The 19,467-nt window shown below is 43.4% G+C and carries 17 protein-coding genes; 10 read left to right on the top strand and 7 right to left on the bottom strand.

What is annotated here, in order from left to right; translation table 11 throughout:
• Window positions 1-71 precede the first annotated feature (71 nt).
• Window positions 72-2,621, top strand: coding sequence for a phosphocholine-specific phospholipase C (locus ACNURT_RS22705; RefSeq protein WP_419699603.1), 2,550 nt, complete (start codon window positions 72-74; stop codon window positions 2,619-2,621).
• 140 nt (window positions 2,622-2,761) lie between these two features.
• Here ACNURT_RS22705 and ACNURT_RS22710 read toward each other — a convergent pair whose 3' ends face one another.
• The gene (locus ACNURT_RS22710) at window positions 2,762-4,015 is read right to left on the bottom strand and encodes an alkaline phosphatase family protein (RefSeq protein ID WP_419699604.1); all 1,254 of its coding nucleotides are present in this window, start codon (window positions 4,013-4,015) and stop codon (window positions 2,762-2,764) included.
• A gap of 276 nt (window positions 4,016-4,291) precedes the next feature.
• On the opposite strand from ACNURT_RS22710, the gene ACNURT_RS22715 reads away from it, so the two are divergent.
• On the top strand, window positions 4,292-5,968 hold the full coding sequence (locus tag ACNURT_RS22715) for an ArnT family glycosyltransferase (protein WP_419699605.1): 1,677 nt from the start codon (window positions 4,292-4,294) through the stop codon (window positions 5,966-5,968).
• Between the two features lie 272 nt (window positions 5,969-6,240).
• On the opposite strand, the gene ACNURT_RS22720 is transcribed toward ACNURT_RS22715, so the two are convergent.
• The gene (locus tag ACNURT_RS22720) at window positions 6,241-7,128 is read right to left on the bottom strand and encodes an alpha/beta hydrolase (protein ID WP_419699606.1); all 888 of its coding nucleotides are present in this window, start codon (window positions 7,126-7,128) and stop codon (window positions 6,241-6,243) included.
• A 290-nt stretch (window positions 7,129-7,418) separates the two neighbouring features.
• Between ACNURT_RS22720 and trxA the strand changes: the two genes are divergently transcribed.
• The 4 genes from trxA to ACNURT_RS22740 all read left to right on the top strand — a co-directional run bounded on the left by trxA (window position 7,419) and on the right by ACNURT_RS22740 (window position 10,409).
• Complete coding sequence (trxA, locus tag ACNURT_RS22725) at window positions 7,419-7,715, top strand: thioredoxin (protein WP_370996258.1); 297 nt, start codon at window positions 7,419-7,421, stop codon at window positions 7,713-7,715.
• Window positions 7,716-7,827: 112 nt separating this feature from the next.
• Complete coding sequence (locus tag ACNURT_RS22730) at window positions 7,828-8,481, top strand: TetR family transcriptional regulator C-terminal domain-containing protein (protein ID WP_419699607.1); 654 nt, start codon at window positions 7,828-7,830, stop codon at window positions 8,479-8,481.
• Window positions 8,482-8,485: 4 nt separating this feature from the next.
• Window positions 8,486-9,859: an ABC1 kinase family protein gene (locus ACNURT_RS22735; RefSeq protein WP_419699608.1), complete on the top strand. Its 1,374-nt coding sequence runs from the start codon at window positions 8,486-8,488 to the stop codon at window positions 9,857-9,859.
• A gap of 64 nt (window positions 9,860-9,923) precedes the next feature.
• A complete protein-coding gene (locus ACNURT_RS22740; protein ID WP_419699609.1) occupies window positions 9,924-10,409 on the top strand; it encodes a DUF4304 domain-containing protein in 486 nt (161 codons plus the stop codon).
• Between the two features lie 73 nt (window positions 10,410-10,482).
• Here the strand turns inward: ACNURT_RS22740 and ACNURT_RS22745 are convergent, their stop codons facing one another.
• On the bottom strand, window positions 10,483-10,956 hold the full coding sequence (locus ACNURT_RS22745) for a DinB family protein (protein ID WP_419699610.1): 474 nt from the start codon (window positions 10,954-10,956) through the stop codon (window positions 10,483-10,485).
• A gap of 484 nt (window positions 10,957-11,440) precedes the next feature.
• Between ACNURT_RS22745 and ACNURT_RS22750 the strand changes: the two genes are divergently transcribed.
• From ACNURT_RS22750 to ACNURT_RS22760, 3 genes are read left to right on the top strand one after another with little or no spacing between them, the layout of a single operon-like run.
• Complete coding sequence (locus tag ACNURT_RS22750) at window positions 11,441-12,352, top strand: NAD(P)H-binding protein (RefSeq protein WP_419699611.1); 912 nt, start codon at window positions 11,441-11,443, stop codon at window positions 12,350-12,352.
• On the top strand, window positions 12,345-13,250 hold the full coding sequence (locus ACNURT_RS22755) for a TIGR01777 family oxidoreductase (RefSeq protein WP_419699612.1): 906 nt from the start codon (window positions 12,345-12,347) through the stop codon (window positions 13,248-13,250). The genes ACNURT_RS22750 and ACNURT_RS22755 overlap by 8 nt, the downstream gene beginning before the upstream one ends.
• Window positions 13,243-14,556 carry a cryptochrome/photolyase family protein gene (locus ACNURT_RS22760; protein ID WP_419699613.1) on the top strand — a complete coding sequence of 438 codons (1,314 nt, stop codon included), beginning with the start codon at window positions 13,243-13,245 and terminating at the stop codon, window positions 14,554-14,556. The genes ACNURT_RS22755 and ACNURT_RS22760 overlap by 8 nt, the downstream gene beginning before the upstream one ends.
• Window position 14,557: 1 nt before the next feature.
• Here ACNURT_RS22760 and ACNURT_RS22765 read toward each other — a convergent pair whose 3' ends face one another.
• The 4 genes from ACNURT_RS22765 to ggt form a co-directional block, all read right to left on the bottom strand.
• Window positions 14,558-15,586, bottom strand: a complete 1,029-nt coding sequence (locus tag ACNURT_RS22765; RefSeq protein WP_419699614.1) for an FKBP-type peptidyl-prolyl cis-trans isomerase — start codon at window positions 15,584-15,586, stop codon at window positions 14,558-14,560.
• A gap of 62 nt (window positions 15,587-15,648) precedes the next feature.
• Window positions 15,649-16,146 carry an FKBP-type peptidyl-prolyl cis-trans isomerase gene (locus ACNURT_RS22770; RefSeq protein ID WP_419699615.1) on the bottom strand — a complete coding sequence of 166 codons (498 nt, stop codon included), beginning with the start codon at window positions 16,144-16,146 and terminating at the stop codon, window positions 15,649-15,651.
• Between the two features lie 276 nt (window positions 16,147-16,422).
• Complete coding sequence (locus ACNURT_RS22775) at window positions 16,423-16,854, bottom strand: MarR family winged helix-turn-helix transcriptional regulator (protein WP_172337954.1); 432 nt, start codon at window positions 16,852-16,854, stop codon at window positions 16,423-16,425.
• 135 nt (window positions 16,855-16,989) lie between these two features.
• A complete protein-coding gene (gene ggt / locus ACNURT_RS22780; protein ID WP_419699616.1) occupies window positions 16,990-18,702 on the bottom strand; it encodes a gamma-glutamyltransferase in 1,713 nt (570 codons plus the stop codon).
• Between the two features lie 244 nt (window positions 18,703-18,946).
• Here ggt and ACNURT_RS22785 point away from each other — a divergent pair, with 244 nt between their 5' ends.
• A complete protein-coding gene (locus ACNURT_RS22785) occupies window positions 18,947-19,441 on the top strand; it encodes a hypothetical protein (RefSeq protein WP_370996247.1) in 495 nt (164 codons plus the stop codon).
• Window positions 19,442-19,467 lie beyond the last annotated feature (26 nt).

The following is a 19,467-nucleotide window of genomic DNA, read 5'->3' on the forward strand; positions in this document are numbered from 1 at the left end:
ATTTTGGATTATTTCTATTTTACCATGGTCAATGAACCATCAGCTATGAACCAATAAATAACTAAACACTAATGTTTGATACCCGCAGAGACTTTTTAAAGAAAGCAGCATTATTGACAGGCGCGGCCGGCATAGCCAGCATCTTGCCCGAATCTATTCAAAAAGCGATGGCCATAAACCCGGCCACCGGCAGCACGTACCTGGATGCCGAACATATCGTGATCCTGATGCAGGAAAACCGCTCTTTTGATCATACCTATGGTACGCTTAAAGGCGTGCGCGGATATAACGATCCGCGGGCTATTGACTTGCCTAATAAAAATAAAGTATGGCTGCAATCTAACAAAGCAGGTGAAACTTATGCTCCTTTCCGCCTGGATATCAAAGGTACAAAAGCTACCTGGATGTCGTCGTTACCGCATTCCTGGGCCAACCAGGTAAATGCCCGTAACGATGGCAAGTATGATGAGTGGCTCAACGTAAAACAAAACGGTATTAAGGAATACAAGCACATGCCGCTTACCATGGGTTATTATAATCGGGAGGATCTGCCTTTTTATTATGCCCTGGCCGATGCCTTTACCGTGTGCGATCAGAATTTCTGCTCGGCATTAACCGGTACTAATCCCAACAGATTATATTTCTGGAGCGGCACCATACGTGCCGAGCAGCATGAAGACTCGCTGGCCCACGTGTGGAACGACGATATGGATTATGGCACGCTCAACTGGGCTACCTTTCCCGAACGTTTAGAGGACCATGGCATCTCCTGGAAACATTACCAGAATGAAGTAGCTATCGACAGCGGTTTTGAAGGAGAAGAGGATTCCTGGTTATCAAATTTCCAGGATAATCCTTTGGAGTTTTTTAGCCAATACAACATCAAGCTTCACGATAACCATATTACTTATCTGCAAAAAAGGTTTACCCTTTTACCAGATGAGATAAATGCACTTGAAAAACAGATAGCCGCTTTACCTGCCGGTGATGCGCATATTGATCACCTGCAAAAACAGCTAAAACAGAAAAAGCGTGATCTGGATAATATCAAAAAGGATATGGCCAGTCTTGACCCCGGCAAATTTGCTACTTTATCACAGCGTGAAAAAAACCTGCACCAGAAAGGCTTTGTCACCAATACCAATGATCCGCATTACCGCGAGCTGGTGAACCTGAAATATGATGATAATGGTACCGAACGCGAACTGCTGGTACCTAAAGGAGATGTGCTTCATCAATTCAGAGAAGATGTAAAAACAGGGCAGCTGCCAACTGTTTCCTGGATCTCGGCCCCCGAAAACTTCTCGGACCACCCAAGCGCGGCCTGGTTTGGCGCCTGGTACGTATCCGAAGTAATGGATATACTGACCCAGAATCCCGAGGTTTGGAAAAAGACAATTTTCATATTGGCCTACGACGAAAACGATGGTTATTTTGACCACGTACCTCCATTTGTAGTGCCTCATTCTAAAAAACCGGGTACTGGCCTGGTTTCGAAAGGTATTGATACCAGTGTTGACTTTGTGACCCTTGCCCAGGAAAAAGCCCGCAATAATTTTCCTGAGGTGTACGATCGTGAAAGCTCTATAGGCTTGGGTTACCGTGTACCTTTGGTTATCGCTTCACCTTGGTCAAGGGGCGGATGGGTAAACTCCGAAGTGTTTGACCATACTTCAACCCTGCAATTCCTGGAAGATTTTTTAAGCAAAAAAACAGGTAAAAAAGTAGCCGAACCAAACATCAGCAGCTGGCGCCGTACCATTTGCGGCGATTTAACCAGCGTGTTCAGACCCTACAATGGCGAAAAAATAGCTAACCCTGAGTTTGTAGCCAAAGACGCGTTTTTAGAAAGCATCCATCAGGCCAAGTTTAAAAAATTGCCTACTTATAAACTGCTTACCCCTGCTGAGATTGCGCAGATCAACAAAGATCCACACTCGTCGCCCTACATGCCGCAACAGGAAAAAGGCATCAAACCATCATGCGCCCTGCCCTACCAGCTATATGCCGATGGTAAGCTGAGCGCCGATAAAAAATCGTTCGAAATAAAATTCACTGCCGATAACAAAGCATTTGGCGATAAGGCCATAGGGGCGCCATTTAATGTTTACGCGCCTGGCAAGTACGTTAGCTTTAACGATCCGCAGCAGATGGAGCCGCTCCGTACCTGGGCTTATGCGCTTTCCGCAGGCGATAGCCTCACCGATAAATGGCCCGTACAGGAATTTGAAAGCGATGAATACCATTTGCGTGTTTACGGCCCTAACGGTTTCTTCCGGGAGTACAAAGGCAACACTAACGATCCGCACCTGGATGTAACCTGCGATTACGAACACACAGGTAATAAACTGACCGGTAATATTGCCCTCAAACTGGCCAATGCCGATGGCAAAGCCCATACCATCGAGATCACTGACCATGCTTATAAAACCAATAACCTAAAAAAGGCAATAACAGCCAAAGGACAAAGCACACTGGTACTTAATCTAACTAAAAGCCATGGCTGGTATGATTTCAGCGTAAAAGTTACCGGCAGCCAAACATTCGAAAAGCGCTACGCCGGTCGCGTAGAAACCGGGCAGCACAGCTTTAGCGATCCGCTGATGGGAAAAGTAATTTAGGTAATCCATAATAACAAAGGCCGTGCATTAATGTACGGCCTTTGTGGTTTTCTAAATTCCCTCCCCCAAGGAAGGAATCGCACAAGCCTTGGCTTTTGTGCTTTATCTTGATTCCTGATTCTTATCTCTTGACTCACTCCCTACTTCTTCTCCTCCAAAACCACCCACCTATTCACCGTATTAAATTGCCCTTCAATACAAACCTTATAAAACTTGGATGGCAGATTTTTAACATCCAGCAGCGCATGTTCATTGGTAACTGGTACTTCGGCTAATAGTTTATACTCCTCGGACTGACCTTCTTTGTAATTGTTGGCGGCAGCTACCCAGATCTTTACTTTGCCTTGTGGGCTCAATGCTTTCCAGCTTACATCCAGTGAGCCCTGCACAAAATTAGCCTGTGGCTCTGCAACGGAAACCTGTCCGATCAGCGATATACCATCAACCTCACGCAATTGTGCTTCAGGTACCCTTACATTTAAAAAAGTATTGATAGATGGGGTGATATCCACAATACCGGGTGTATAGTATTTAGCGTAATTATTCAACGGTTTATAGTTGGTTACCATCCAGGTGGAGCGCTGGCGGGTGCTTTGGCCACCGTGATCTTTGCCGTTTAGCTCGCTGCGACCATGATCGGTCGTGATAAATATGAGCCAATCTTCCTTAAAGTTTTTCTGGCGATATTGAATAGCCTGCCAGATACGACCAACCTGCGCGTCCATCTTTTCAATGGCATCATAATATTGCGGACTATCTCCATAACGGTGCCCCATATCATCCGTAAACTCCAGATATACCCATGACAGGTCGGGCGCTTTATCTTTAATGCACGTTGCAGCCGAAGCAACCACCTGCTCATCTATCAGGTGCATATAATTACTCAGCTTATCATGCGGAAATTTCGCGGTATCCAGTTCATAACCATCATAAGCATAATCAGGGTGGATATTGCCAGCAGCAGGCAGATTATCGCCGATGAGTTTAGTACGGTTATCCGTCCAGCTCGAGAAAATAGCTGTCTTTTTATTAGGGTAAGCATTTTTAAACATCCTGAAAACATTCCAATAGTTATAGTTGGGCGCCTTGATATCATTACCCCAAACGTTATGCTTATTTACCCAGGTAGCCGTAAGCAAACTATTGTAACCATTGGCAGATATGGTGGGTGTTTGCGAATAGCCCCCTTTTTCGCCGCCAACGTGAGCTCGCAGATAAGTACCTTGCTGGGCTATCAATTTCAGATTAGGCGTATTCAGCTTTTCGATCACATCGGCCGGGATGCCGTCGGCAATAATAAAAACCGCTTTTTTGGTACGGGTTTGAGCATTTGCGCTTAAAGTTGCCAGTAAAAACAGGCCTGTTACAGTTAATTTTATAGAATTTCGAATCATATATACTTGAATGAAGGCAAGGTACTAAACTACCCCGTTTTAAAAATCAAGACGTTAATAAATTGTTATGTTTTGGGAAGATTTTGGAACAAGGATCTATGGACAATAGATTAAGGCAAACAAAAGCAAAATGTCTTTACCCCTACTCCCCTAATCTTTGCTCCTTCTTCCTAAAATCCTCGCTCTCCAAGTCCTTGCTCCTTGTTCTAAAAATCCTTACTCCTAAAATCTGTTTATATTTGCATACATGATATCCGCAAGATGAGCCCCCTATACATGCAACACGAACCAGTAACCTCAAACCACGGTACCGCTCATCAAACTAAATGGCTCTACCTGTTTATCGGTATGGCGGTTGTTATCAATTTTACCGGTTTGCTCACCACCATTATGGGGCCCGATGCTAACCTGTATGCCATCATCGCCAAAAACATGGTGCAGCGTAACAACTACGCCGACCTGTTTGCCTGGGGTAGCGACTGGCTCGATAAACCACATTTTCCGTTTTGGGTTGCCGCGGTGTCCTTTAAATGTTTTGGTTTTACCACCTGGGCTTATAAGCTGCCGGGCATCCTGTTTATGATGATGGGTGTTGTGTACACCTATCATTTTGCCAAGGATCTGTATAATAAACAAACCGCTTTGTGGGCCGTGTTGATATTGCTTACTGCCCAGCACATCATCCTTTCCAATACCGATGTGCGTGCCGAACCTTATTTAACTGGGTTGATTATTGCTGCAGTTTATCATTTTTATAAAGCGTATATCCGTAATAGTTTTGGGCAGCTGGTATTGGCCTGCCTGTTTACCGCCTGCGCGGTGATGACCAAAGGCATGTTCGCGCTTATTACTATTGGCGGATCGATAGTTGGGCATTTGATCATTACCCGGCAATGGAAACAGTTCTTTCACTGGCGATGGCTGCTGGCCATTATATTAGTGCTGCTATTCATCACACCCGAGGTTTGGTGCCTGTACCGGCAATTTGATCTCCATCCCGAAAAAGTGGTATTCGGGCATACAGGCGTATCCGGTATCAAATTCTTTTTCTGGGACAGCCAGTTCGGGCGTTTTTTTAACACAGGTCCCATTAAAGGCCATGGCGACCCTACCTTTTTTATACATACTACACTATGGGCTTTTTTACCCTGGTCGCTGTTACTATTTGCGGCCATATTTCAGTTCATCAGGAAGGGTATCAAAAATGTACAGGCACAGGAGTGGTATTGTATCTGTGGTTCGCTTATCACTTTCCTGTTGTTCTCGGCATCCCAATTTCAACTGCCGCATTATTTAAATATCGTATTCCCGTTCTTCGCTATTATTACGGCACAGTATCTCGCAGGGCTCAAATCCGAAAGAAGTATCAAAGCGGTACACATTACACAAACTATTGTTATTGTATTGATGCTGATGATTATAACCACATTGTGGTATTTTTATCGCCCCGAAACCTTTGGCCCGCTCACCGGATCAATCATCGCTATCTTCCTGCTGATGCTGATATTTTTGCCAGGTAGAATTTCCACGGGTATGCAGCGGATTATTTTCAGCACCATGCTGGCTTCGTTTATCGTAAACCTGTTTCTTAACCTATGTTTTTATCCCTCGCTGCTGCACTACCAATCGGGCAGTGAGGCCGCCATCTGGATCAACCATAATAATCCACAAAAACTTCCGGTTTATATTAATGACGGCCAGTTTCATGACGATTTTAACTTTTATCTGCATGCGCCCTTTACAGAAATTACTGAATCCTCCCAGATAAGGAACAAGGGCTTGCTATATGCCAATACAGAAGTATTGCATACCCTCGAAACAAAAGGCTGGAAATTTAAGCCGGTCAAAACTTTTAAACATTATTCCGTAACCCGCCTCAATCCCACATTCCTGAACCGGGCTACGCGCGAAAAAGAATTATCAGAGGTGCAGGTAGTGATGTTAAATCCATAGAATTTTAGGCCCCTGCCCCTAAATGGGGAGCTTCTGATTTGCGTGTGTAGACTCACCCTGTCATCGCTACGCTCGACATCCCTCTCTTCGCCTTTGGCGGAAAGAGGGATTTGCATAATATTAAAAAACAACTTCATTGCTGTAAAGAGAGATGAATTTCCTCAACCCTCTTTGCGGCAAAGCCGGAGAAAGGGTGATCCAGCGAAGCGTAGATCGGGTGAGTCGATCCCATCACGCCAATCAGAAGCTCCCCCTTTAGGGGGCTGGGGGGCTCAATGCAACACCTTCGGTCTTTCCCTTCTTACGGGGGTTAAATAGTTATTATCCGTTAGCCAGTCGGCCATGCGCTGCGGCCAGGTGTTGATAGATTGCAGTTTGGACCGGTTACCCATGTTAAAACCATGACTGCCCTGAGTATACAAATGCACCTCTACCGGTATTTTGGCGGTGCGATACAGGTTAAGCAGTTTTACTACCGAGGGCGAGCAGCAAGGATCGTCATTGGCAGCCAGCAAAAAGGCCGGCGGAGCATCGGCAGGCAGCACATCGGGTATATACAGCGGACCAGGATATATCTGGATCACAAAGTTTGGCCGGGCATTCAGCCGGTCGACCGGATCAGGCGCATTGGCATCGCCTTTACCCGGACCATAAGCCACCATATCCACCACCTCGCCTCCGGCCGAAAAACCCATCATCCCTATGCGGTTGGTATCTAAGCCATATTCGGCAGCTTTACTGCGCACCAGTCGCATGGCACGGTAACCATCCTGTTTGGCATGTACATCAATTTTATAAGGCGACAGCGTATCCCTGCCCAAACGATACTTCAGCACAAAAACAGTCACCCCCAGGTTGCTGAGGTATTTACCCGGATCAACACCCTCGGCGGTATATACCAGCAACCGGTGACCACCACCCGGGCACACAACAATAGCCGCGCCGTTGGCTTTACCCGTCGGCGGTGCAAAAACTGTGAGTGAAGGATTGTGGATATTTTTCACCCAGTAATCCTTAGCCTGCTCGGGCTCATTACGGCGGTTCTCAAAACCCGGCGCGCCTTTGGGCCAAAGTGGCATTACAGTTGGTTTATCCTGCGCCATAATGGCTATGGGGGTTAAAAGCAGCAGACAGAGGTAAATGATTAGTTTGGTTTGCATGCTTAAATTTAGGTATTTTAACTTAAAAATCGTCATTGCGAGGTACGAAGCAATCCCTATGCTATACAGAGCGAATAGAACAGTTTAAGCTTTAAATGACCGGCCTGCTTACGTAGAGATTGCTTCGTACCTCGCAATGACGCTTTTTTAGCATTATGCCCGGCTCCCCCTTCATAACCCCAAAGTCATAATATGCCATACCATTACAAATACCCTAAACTTTTACGAAATTAGAGTGTTCATAACAAGTGGACTATGAACTTTCACTCTTGAACTAAAACAAATACGCTATGGCAAATTTCCAGGAAATTATAGCATCAGACACGCCTGTGCTGGTTGATTTTTCGGCCGAATGGTGCGGCCCTTGTAAAATGATGCCGCCCATATTGCAGGATGTAAAACACGCCCTTGGCGACAAGGTAAAGATCCTTAAAATAGATATTGACAAAAACCCGTCGGCAGCAAGCGCCTTCAAGATCCAAAGCGTACCAACCCTCATGATATTTCAAAAAGGGCAAACAAAATGGCGCCAAAGCGGGGTGATACAGGCACGGCAATTACAACATGCGGTTGAGCAGTTTATATAAAGCCTCACCCCTGCCCTCTCCAAAGGAGAGGGAGTTAGAAAAGCAAAAAAATACAAAGTAAAGTCCTCTCCTTTGGAGAGGATTAGGTGAGGCTCTTAAAAAGTTTTAAATTATGGCAACTATCGAAAGCATCCAGAACGCGTATATTGATTATGTACTGACCGAGGGCGCGCAGCCCAAATCGGTTTACATTTTTGCCAAACAGAACGAAATGACCGAGGCTGAGTTTTACCAGTTCTTTGGTTCGTTTGAAGCAGTTGAGCAAAACATCTGGGCCGAATTTGCCCGCAAAACTTTAACAGAGATTCGCGGACAGGAAGTTTGGGCCGGCTATAGCGCCCGTGAAAAAGCCTTATCCTTCTTTTACGGTTTTTTCGAATTACTCAAAGGCAGCCGCAGTTTTGCCATTTACACCATCAACAAACAGCCTAAAGGTTTTACCACCCCTCGTGTGTTTGAGCAGCTGAAGGATATTTACGAAAACTTTGCCGATGAGATATTGAAAGAAGGGTTGGAATCATCAGAACTGAGCGACCGTAAGTTTTTCAGCAAACGCTACAAAGATGCCTTGTGGGTACAATTTGTATTTGTGCTGAACTTTTGGGTGAATGATAACTCGGCCGGATTTGAGAAAACCGACGAAGCTATTGAAAAAGGTGTTAACGTTACATTCGATCTGTTCCAGCGTTCACCTATTGATAATTTGCTGGAGTATGGCAAATTCCTGGTTAAAAACGGCGGTATAAAGGATAAGATGGGATTTTAATACGATGACAGAAGATAAGAAAGTTTCCCCGCCGGCCACCGGCGGAGATTTAACGGGAGATGATAGTACATCCCAACAAAACAGCATGCCCACTACCAAGGTGCAGCGTTCGGCCAGGTTTGTGAGTACGGGTATAAAAATCGGCGGCAACTATATCAAGCACTACTCCAAAAAGCTATTCAACCCGGATCTGGACAAGTCGGAGTTGAACGAAGACAATGCAACCGATATTTACAAATCGTTAAGCGAGCTTAAAGGCAGTGCCCTTAAAGTAGCGCAGATGCTCAGCATGGATAAAAACCTGTTGCCGCAGGCGTATGTTGATAAATTTACGCAATCGCAATACAACGCGCCCCCACTTTCGGGACCGCTGATCGTGCAAACCTTCAGAAAATATTTCGGCAAAAACCCAGATCAGATCTTTGATAAATTTAACATCCGTTCCACCAACGCCGCCTCTATTGGTCAGGTTCACGAAGCCGAACTGAATGGCAAAAAACTGGCGGTGAAGATCCAATACCCTGGTGTGGGCGACGCTATTTCATCCGACCTGAAACTGGTAAAACCCTTCGCCTTCCGGATGCTGGGTATGAGTGAGCGCGAACTGGATGTTTACATGCGCGAGGTGGAAGAACGCCTGCTGGAAGAAACCGACTACGAGCTGGAAGTACGCCGCTCTATCGAATTTTCCACTGCCTGTGCCAACTTGGATAATGTCGTATTCCCCAAATACTATCCCGCACTCAGCAGCAAACGCATCATCACCATGGACTGGCTCGAGGGTAAACACCTGCGTGAATTTCTGGCTACCAATCCATCACAGGAGCTGCGTAACCAGGTCGGTCAAGCCCTGTGGGATTTTTACAATTTCCAACAGCATGAGCTTCGCGCTGTACATGCCGATCCGCATCCCGGCAATTTCCTGATCACCCCCGAAGGTAAACTGGGGGTTATTGATTTTGGCTGCATCAAAGAGATGCCGGAAGATTTTTATTATCCCTTCTTCTCGCTTACCTCTACCAATCTGCTCGATAACAAAACGGAAACCATCAAAGCTTTCCGTCAGCTGGACATGATCCACAAGGGTGATACCCCGGCACAGATCGAGTTTTTTTATACCCAGTTCCGCGAAATGATTGAGCTGTTTGCCATGCCCTATATCCATGATCATTTTGATTTTAGCCAGACAACCTTTTTCGACCAATTGTACCGCTTTCGTGAGCGTTTATCGAAACTACCCGAGTTTAAACAGGCTCGCGGCGTAAAGCATTTTATCTACGTAAACCGTACCAACTTTGGCCTGTACAACATTCTGCATGAGCTTAAAGCCGAGGTTAAAACCGATACGTTTAAGCCGCATGTAGTATTGGAATATTGATTTTTTGAGTTGGCAGCTTTTAGTGGGCAGATAGCAGTAATTTTGATTAAATTACCTGCAGAAAATGACCTCAAAAGAATTTAAAAAGATCGTTATAGATCAATTAGCCTTTATACTTAAGCCCTTAGGGTTTAAGCGTAAAGGCAATATATTTAGTCATGCAACGCCTGATCTTACTTATTATATAGGCTTACAAAGCAGTCAAAGCTCTACAGCCAACCTTTTAAAGATCACACTTAATATCGAGATCTTTTCCTCAAAGCTCTATAAACTTTCCGATTCATCACTCCCTGCCGAACATACCCGGCATTATAACCAACGCATCGGTCAGTTCACGAACAAACCTGAGGATAAATGGTGGCTGATAGACAGCGAAAAAAATGCTGCTTTAGCTGCGGAGGAGATCAATGACTTAGTTGCGAACAAGGTTATTTCCGAGTTTGAAAAATTGAAATCGACGGATGATCTTCACCAGATGTTCAAAGATGGAAAATCGCCGGGTCTTACCCAGGGACAAATGAAATATTACCTTGAAATATTAAAAGAATAACGGTACCAGTGTAGTTATAAAAGCCGGGGATAATGTGATTCCTTCCTCGGGAAAGGGAATAGATTGAGCCATTTTAATCCCTTATTACATCTGTATCAACCGGGATATAGCCCAGTAGCCGGCTCATATTGGCTAATTGCCCTTTATGATGATATTCGTGAGTGATTACATGAGTAAACAGCTCCAGCGGTGTTAAGGTTAATGGCGTTTCGCCCTCCCTTGGCAAAATAAGCGGCCCGTTAACATCCTTATATTGCTGCAAAAAGTCGTTGACCACCTGGTTTACCTGTTCAAACATACCGCGAATAGCCTGCAGATTTTTGTGATTGTCTTCAGTAAAGTAGGGCCGTTGTTCCTGCTGCAAAAAATTCAGCAGCCAGCCTAAATAAGTATTAGCTACATGCCTCATTAAACTATCCATACTATCGTTATTGTACGATGGAATTGACTGGGCCAAATGTTCCGGGTGAATGGTTCCCAAAAAGTCCAGCAATACCCCGTGGGATGATAAAACCAATTGATATTGACGTGATAGTATTGCGTACATATTATTTACTGTTCAATAATTAAACCAAATTTTCGTGTCGGTAAGGCTGGCAGCATATTGTCAATATGACTTGCCCCTCTCCATAAATTTCCGTATACTTATATTCACAGCCCACTTATCTTTTACCAGGATAAGCGGGCTGTTTTGTTAAAGACAAAACAAAGCCAAAAAACCGACCGTTTCGTATGTTTTATTTAACAATCAACAAATTAATACTTTTTAAACTTTTGAAAACCTACCCAAACCTGGTTAAAATTTGTTAAAAAGTGTTAAAACCGATAGTTTCGGATCAATTTTCAAGCGTTTTTAGGCTGTTTTTGCATCGAAAAGTGTTAAAATTTAAGGTTTAAAAAGTTTTGACTCATCAAATTTTGCACAAATCCTGCAACATAGCTGCCAGCATTTCAGATGTAGCCGTTTTGTTCAAAGCTATTATTGCAGTGTAATTTTAAAACACCATACCCTTTTTATTTGTTGCGCATAAATGAAGGTTTTACTTGCCGGTGCTAATAGTTATATAGGTAGGATGCTGATCCCTTTTTTATTGGAGAAAGGTTATGAAATAGTATGTTTGGTAAGTGATAAAAAACGTTTTCAGGAACACAATGATTTTGCAAATGGTGTTACCCTTATAAGCGGCGATCTGTTGCGAGAACAAAGCATAGAGACCCTTCCGGCTGATATTGAGGTTGCTTATTACCTGGTTCACTCCATGGCCCAGTCACAGGATTTGGCTGCACTGGAAGCTTTATCCGCCTATAATTTTGTACATGCGCTTGACCAGACGGATTGCCGCCAAACCATACTTTTAAGTAGTCTCAGCCATGGTAATGGCCAATCCAAACGCGTGGAGTCACGCAAACATGTGGAGGATATATTGAAAGAAGGTAAATCGGCCTTAACCATTTTAAGGGCAACTATTATCATTGGTTCGGGAAGCATTTCTTTCGAGATCATTCGTGATCTTACGGAGAAATTGCCGGTTATAACCATATCTGGCTGGATAAATCCACCTTGCCAGCCCATAGCCATAAGCGATGTACTGACCTATCTGGAAAGTGTGAAGCTGAACGAGAAAACCTTTAACCGGAGTTTTGACATAGGAGGACCCGATATTTTAACTTTTAAGGAGATGATACTGGAATATGCCCGAATACGTCAATTGAAAAGACGCGTTATCACCATACCGTTCCTGCCATCAGGCATATTATCATACTGGCTTAGTCGCACCAATTCTTTTGGTTATGCAGCTACCCATAACCTTGCCAGCCGCCTTAAAGGGGGAACTATTATGCATGAGCACGCCATCCAGGAAATTGTACCCAACCGGTGCTTAACCTATAAAGAATCATTACTTTTAGCTATAAATCACACACCGGTAAAAAGCAATGAGTAAAAACATCCTGATAACGGGCGCATCCGGCTCAATAGGTAAACGCCTCACTAATGTGTTACTTCGTAAGGGCTATAGTATAAGTATGTTGAGCAGGGCACCAGGGCAAAATCCGGCTGTTAAAACCTTTATATGGGATGTTAATAAGGGTATTATTGATGATCGCTGTATAGATGGTATAGACACCATAATACACCTGGCGGGCGCAGGCATAGCCGAAAAAAGATGGACGGATACGCGAAAAAAAGAACTGATCGATAGCCGCACCAGATCGATCGGTCTGATATATAATCTACTCAGAACCAGACAACACCAGGTGACTTCAGTGATCTCTGCATCGGCCATAGGTTATTACAGCGATCGTGCTGATGAATTGATGACAGAAGATAGCGCCCCTAATACGGATTTTATGTCCCATTGCTGTGTGGAATGGGAAAATGCTGTTGATGAGGGCGAAAAGCTGGGTTTGCGCATCGTAAAATTTCGTACCGGGGTGGTATTGGATAAAGATGGCGGTGCGCTGCCTACTCTGGCCAAACCCATCAAATGGTATGTTGGCTCGCCCATGGGTAATGGCCGGCAATGGATCCCCTGGATACACTGGCAGGATGTAGTGGACATGTATGTGTATAGTATCGAAAATATCACTATTAACGGCATTTATAATATGGTAGCCCCAAACCCAGTTACCAATGCACAACTAACCCAGGCGGTGGCCAAACAATTGCACAAGCCACTTTGGGCTCCAAACGTCCCGGCTTTTGTACTGAAGCTAATGCTGGGCGAAATGAGCACCATTGTTTTAGGGAGTACCAAAGTTTCGGCACAAAAGATCCAGGATGCTGGATTCAGCTTTAAATTTGCCGAAGTGCGGACGGCGCTAAAAGAAATTTATGGATAAAAATATACCGGTAACTATTTTCTGGTTTCGCCGCGACTTACGCCTTAATGATAACGCGGGTTTATATCACGCCTTAAAAAGTGGTAGACCAGTGCTTGCACTATTTATTTTTGATAAGGAGATACTGGATGATCTGGAAGATAAAGATGATGCCCGTGTAACTTTTATTCATCAAACTATTGAACAGTTACATCATCAACTATACCAGTATGGAAGTAGTTTGTTGGTGTTATATAATAAGGCCGAAGATGCCTGGGATAATATCATTCGGGACTATCGTATTAATTCGGTTTATACCAATCATGATTATGAACCTTATGCTCTAAAACGCGACAATGCGGTAAAAGAAAAACTAGACAAACAAGGCATCGAACTTAAAACATTTAAAGACCAGGTAATTTTTGAAAAGGACGAAGTTATTAAGGATGATGGTAAGCCTTATACAGTTTATACACCCTATCAGCGCAAGTGGTATAGCTCATTGCGGCCATTTTATCTGAAGGCTTATCCTACCGAAAAATATCTGAAAAATCTGGTTAAAACACAAGCTTTCCCTATTGTATCTCTGGAAGCAATGGGATTTCAGAAAAGCGGTATACATTTCCCCGATCGGGAATATAAAGATATAATTGCCGATTATAAAGCGAAAAGGGATTTCCCGGCCATTAAGGGTACATCCCGCATCAGTTTGCATTTACGCTTTGGTACGGTAAGTATCCGTGAACTGGCCAAAACAGCCTATGCCAACCCCGACAAAACCTGGCTGAATGAGCTGATATGGCGCGAGTTTTATATGATGATCCTGTACCATTTCACGCATACGATGGATCATGCTTTTCGTCCCGAATATGACCGCATTCAATGGGTAAATGATGAAACACAATTTAAGGCCTGGTGCGATGGACAAACCGGTTATCCTATAGTAGATGCAGGTATGCGTGAACTAAATACTACAGGCTTTATGCACAACCGTGTGCGCATGATCGTGGCCAGCTTTTTAAGTAAACATCTGCTGATAGACTGGCGGTGGGGCGAGCATTATTTTGCCCGAAAACTCCTTGATTATGAAATGGCCAGCAATGTAGGGGGCTGGCAATGGGCCGCGGGCTCAGGTACAGATGCAGCACCGTATTTTCGCATATTTAGTCCGGATGCTCAAACTAAAAAGTTCGATCCGCAACTGCAATACATTAAAAAATGGGTTCCGGAATATGCCGATTTTAGCAAATATCCGAAACCCATTATTGATCACGCTTTTGCACGCGAACGTTGTTTAAAAGCTTTTAAAGCAGCGCTGGTTAAATAAATTATGGATTAGTAACCGTTGCTATGGTGAAATCAAAGGATAAACACGCGTTTGGCCCCATAGTTGATCCATTACCTGATTTCCCATAACCTAACCGGGATGGTATAAGTATAGATACACTTGCACCTGCCGTTTGGCCTATTAGTGCTTCCTGCACTCCTACTATAACACCATTTGCCCCATTAGCATCACTCATGTTAAACGAGGACAACGTTGTTGTTCCTGCTGTTGATGGATCTGTTGCCGTACCGCCGAATGTGGCACCATTTAACCATTTACCCGTATAGTTGGCCGTAAAAGCAGATGATAAATTAAGCACATCGGTTCCTGTACCTGGCGTATTTATTTTATAGTACAAACCCTTTCCTCGGCCAGATGTCACATGCGTATAAGTGGATAGCTGTATATTATTTCGCTTTGCATAGTCACTGATCACATAATCATCATAACCAGGTGTTTTAGCATCAATATAATCCAGGTTTGAAATTACATTTACATAATAATCAAGACATTGATTACCTAAAATCCGTGAATTGGTATTGCTTGAACTACCTGTACCAACCCCATTAACCCCATAAGCCACACGTGACGGAACAAGAATCCTTGCTCTTGTACCTTTATATTTAATAATGTCATGTATAGCATTCTGCAATCCCTTAGTAAATCCGAGTATGGGTCCGTTAAATGCAAGAAATGATACATGCCCCAGTAAACCAGAAAAATGACCTAAATTAAGCGTGTCTGTATTGATATACTTACCATCAAATGATTTTACCGATATTACAAAATTAACACTGTCTGAATATTGCAAAGGAGTACTGGTTGAACCTTGCGAAAGTATCTGGTAATATATACCACTGGTATCACCGTTAGACATATCTCTTTGCATGCCGGTAAGCCCGTTAGCGTTAATATAGTTTTGTATCTGGGTTTGATCGTACTGGGTAATATTAGGATCGTTGCGCGTTTTCCGGCAGGATATTAAACCTATAGATGTGATTAATAAAAGCGTAAAAAGTGTTTGTTTCATTTAAGTTATTTTATTTTTTGGCTCAATAGCGACTTTACTCACTATCCGCCCATAGTTCTTTTTTAGTTGATTACGTTATATAATTGTATATCAAAATCAAGTACCGAATTTGCCGGCAAATGTAGTGAATCCTGCGGAAACGGTCCGTAAGCATATCTTGATGGTATAAATAACCTTATTTTACCATTTTTCTTGATCTTAGGTATGCCTAACTGCCACCCCCTGATCACATCACTCAAACGGTACGAGGGATGAAAATCGTTGGTTTTGGCAATTGTATCCTGAGATGTCAATATCCGCCCAACATATCCAACAGTAACCTGTGTAGAATTGGTAAATAAATCGTTACCGCTTCCCTCTTCACCCGGTTTAATACTATAAAAAACCCCTGAAGTATCAATGCGTTTAGCATTCAAATCGGGATGAGCTGCCAAATAATCACTCACAATCTTATCATCAATAGCTTTTTGCTCTTCATAATGGATCGAAGGATCGGTGGATTTTTTACAGGCACCAAAACCAATAGCAATAACCAATAACACTGACAGTATCCTGTTCATTTTTTCAAAAGGCAAATTTATTCTTTTATAATAGAAAAACGGCAGCTTAACATTTTTTAACAATTAATAAGCCCTAAAGCATACCATCGCCCTATATTTAGGGCCTGATTTTCTGAATAAAACGTACAATTTAAGGTAAAAGTGTAACTCATTGGTTCATTACTTCACAGGTTCATTGGTACATGTCTGAACCATTAACAATAAGAGTGTGATGATAGCGTATATACTCCAACATAAAAGACCAATGAACCAGTGACTAATGAATCTGTAAACCAATCATGGTTTATAGTTCAACGTAAGTTTGTTGATCTTCTTCAGCATTTCGGTAAGGTATTGCTTGTCGGCCTCGCTGATATGTGAATCGAGATAATTATTGAATTGCTTTACTATTGCCCGGGCCTGGTGACGCTTTTCTTTCCCCAATTCGGTCAAATATATTTTAACTGAACGTTTATCGCCCTGGTTAGATTCCCGGTATATTAATCCCGTTTTTTCCAGCTGGCTAAGCATCCTGGACAAACTGGTTGACTTCAAGCCCAGCAAAGCCGCAGCCTGCGATACAGTAGTACCTTCTTTTTCGTCAATATTAATCAATAAATACCCAATGGACTGGGTAATGCCAAATTCCGTAACCAACTGGTTATACCGGTTAGCAACCGTTTGCCATACTATCTTTAAAAAATAGTCAATAGTTTCCTGATGTTTAATGCTGTTTTGCATGCATACCAAACGTAAGAAATGCTTGTTGATTACGCAAATTTTAGTTGGCAGTTTTCAGTTGGCAGTAAGCAGCATTTATAATAACTGATAATCCATGCCAACTGCCCACTACGAACTGCAAACTCAATAACCCATCTTCGTGTCATCCCCACGCGGATCTGCCCCGCCCTGGTAGCCTTGTGGGGTTTTCAAAATGGCATCAACCCGGCCAATACCGCCTCTGCTATTTATTTTATAGCCTTTGCTTTGCAATTTTATTATGGTTGCACTATCCAATGCGCCTTTTTCAATCGCTATTGCATCGGGTAGCCACTGGTGGTGAAAACGTTTAGATGTAACAGCCTGCTGCATATCCTGATCAAACTCGATCACGTTAATAATGGTTTGAAAAACCGAAGTTATAATGGTCGATCCTCCGGGTGTACCCACCACCATAAATAATTTACCGTTTTTTTCAACAATAGTAGGTGTCATTGACGATAACATACGTTTGCCGGGTTGAATGCTATTGGCCTTCCCTCCCACCAGCCCGTACATATTAGGCACGCCGGGTTTAGAGCTAAAATCGTCCATTTCATTGTTCAGCAAAAAGCCTGCACCTTTTACAAATATCTTTGAACCATAACTATCATTTAAGGTTGTTGTGATGGATACCGCGTTACCGTCATGGTCAACAATAGAATAATGGGTGGTTTGATCGTTTTCGTAACCCGCAAAAGTGCCTGGTTGTATGCTGTTGCTTGGCGTGGCCGCATCCCAGCTAAAGTTGCTCATGCGCGATGTGATATATGACGGTTTCAGTAAACTATCCACGGGTACTTTGAAAAAATCGGGGTCGCCCATGTATTTGGAACGATCGGCATATACCCGGCGTTCGGCTTCAACGATCAATCTCACGGTGGAATCCTGGTTATATCCCCATTTCTTTAAAGGATCTTTTTCAACCGACTGCAGCAGCTGTAATAATGCAATTCCTCCGCTTGACGGCGGCGGCATGGTAATGATTTTATATCCTTTATAGTTCCCGGTGACGGCCTTGCGCCAAACCGAATGGTAATTTTGCAGGTCAGCTTTGGATATCAGACCGTTACCTGCTTTCATTTCAGCAACTATCTGGTCGGCAACTATACCATCATAAAATCCTTCACGGCCCTTATCACGAATTTGCTCCAGGGTTTTAGCCAGATCTTCCTGTACCAAAACATCACCCTCATGCCATTCGGTATCTTTTATTAAATAAGCTTTGCCAGGATTTAATTTTTCAACTTGAGCCTTTATATGGTTTAATTCGGAGGCAAAACGCTGTGTTACTTTAAAGCCCTTACGCGCCAGATCGATAGCAGGCTGCAGGAGATCGGCCCATTTGAGTTTACCATACTTTTGATGAGCTTGTACCATTCCATCCACAGACCCAGGTACTCCTGATGCCTTATGGGTGTAAAGACTCATATTGGGTATCACATTACCCGCCGCATCCAAATACATATTAGCACTGGCACCGGCCGGGCCCTTTTCTCTAAAGTCGAGTGTATTGGTTTCACCGGTTTTGGAACGGTATACCATAAAACCGCCTCCACCTATATTGCCGGCATCGGGATAGGTAACGGCCAGGGCAAAATGTACCGCTACTGCCGCATCAACAGCGTTACCGCCTTTCTTCAATATATCAAGTCCAACCTTTGCAGCATCCGGATAAGCACATACCACCATGCCGTTATAGTATGGGCCATTAGCATTAGTTACCAGGCGTTTTTGCACGCATCCTAACGGCACAAAACACAGCGCCAACAAAACCATGCCCAAACACCTGTTTTTCTTTAGGTTTAAGTTACTCATCGTTATCACAGTAAGATTATTTTACTAAAATAACCTATTTGCCCTTATAACACCATTCTTAAAAGTTCAATATTTAACACTGATTCTCAGCCTGATAAAATTTTCAGGGCATTGTTTTTTAATTAAAATGCCATAAAATTTCAAATCTGCCGTTTATTTGCAGGATATGTGCAAGTTGAAAAGCTTAACCAAACGTGAGGTTTTGCATGCACGGTAACAAAATTCATTAACTTAAAATCACTACATGAAAAAATTAGCTTACATTTTATTTCTCTCGGTTTCGTTCTTATTAATAGGTAAACGTTCGCAGGCACAGGATTACAAAACAGCAGTTGGACTAAAATTTGGCGCTTATGAAGTAGGCCCTTCCATAAAATACTTTATGGATAACAGCACCGCTCTGGAAGGTATCATCGGTATCCGCGATCATGGTGTGGTAATAACCGGGTTATATGAAATACATCAGCAGGCCTTTGGTGTTGATAAGCTGAATTTTTATTATGGCTTTGGTGGTCACCTCGGGTCGGTAGGCAGCGGTTATTACAAACGTATAGGCGGCGATGATGAATACTATAGCGGTAAGCACATCCTGATTGGTGCTGATGCAACGCTGGGGCTCGAATATAAGATACCAACTGCACCTATAGCTATCAGCCTTGACCTTAACCCACGTCTTGAACTGGCCCGCGGTCCATTCTTTGACATAGCACCGGGTTTGGGATTAAAATATACTTTCTAAAGTTCGGGGAGCGAGTTGCGGGATAC

Source organism: Mucilaginibacter sp. NFX135, assembly GCF_048565145.1.
Classification (GTDB): Bacteria; Bacteroidota; Bacteroidia; order Sphingobacteriales; family Sphingobacteriaceae; genus Mucilaginibacter.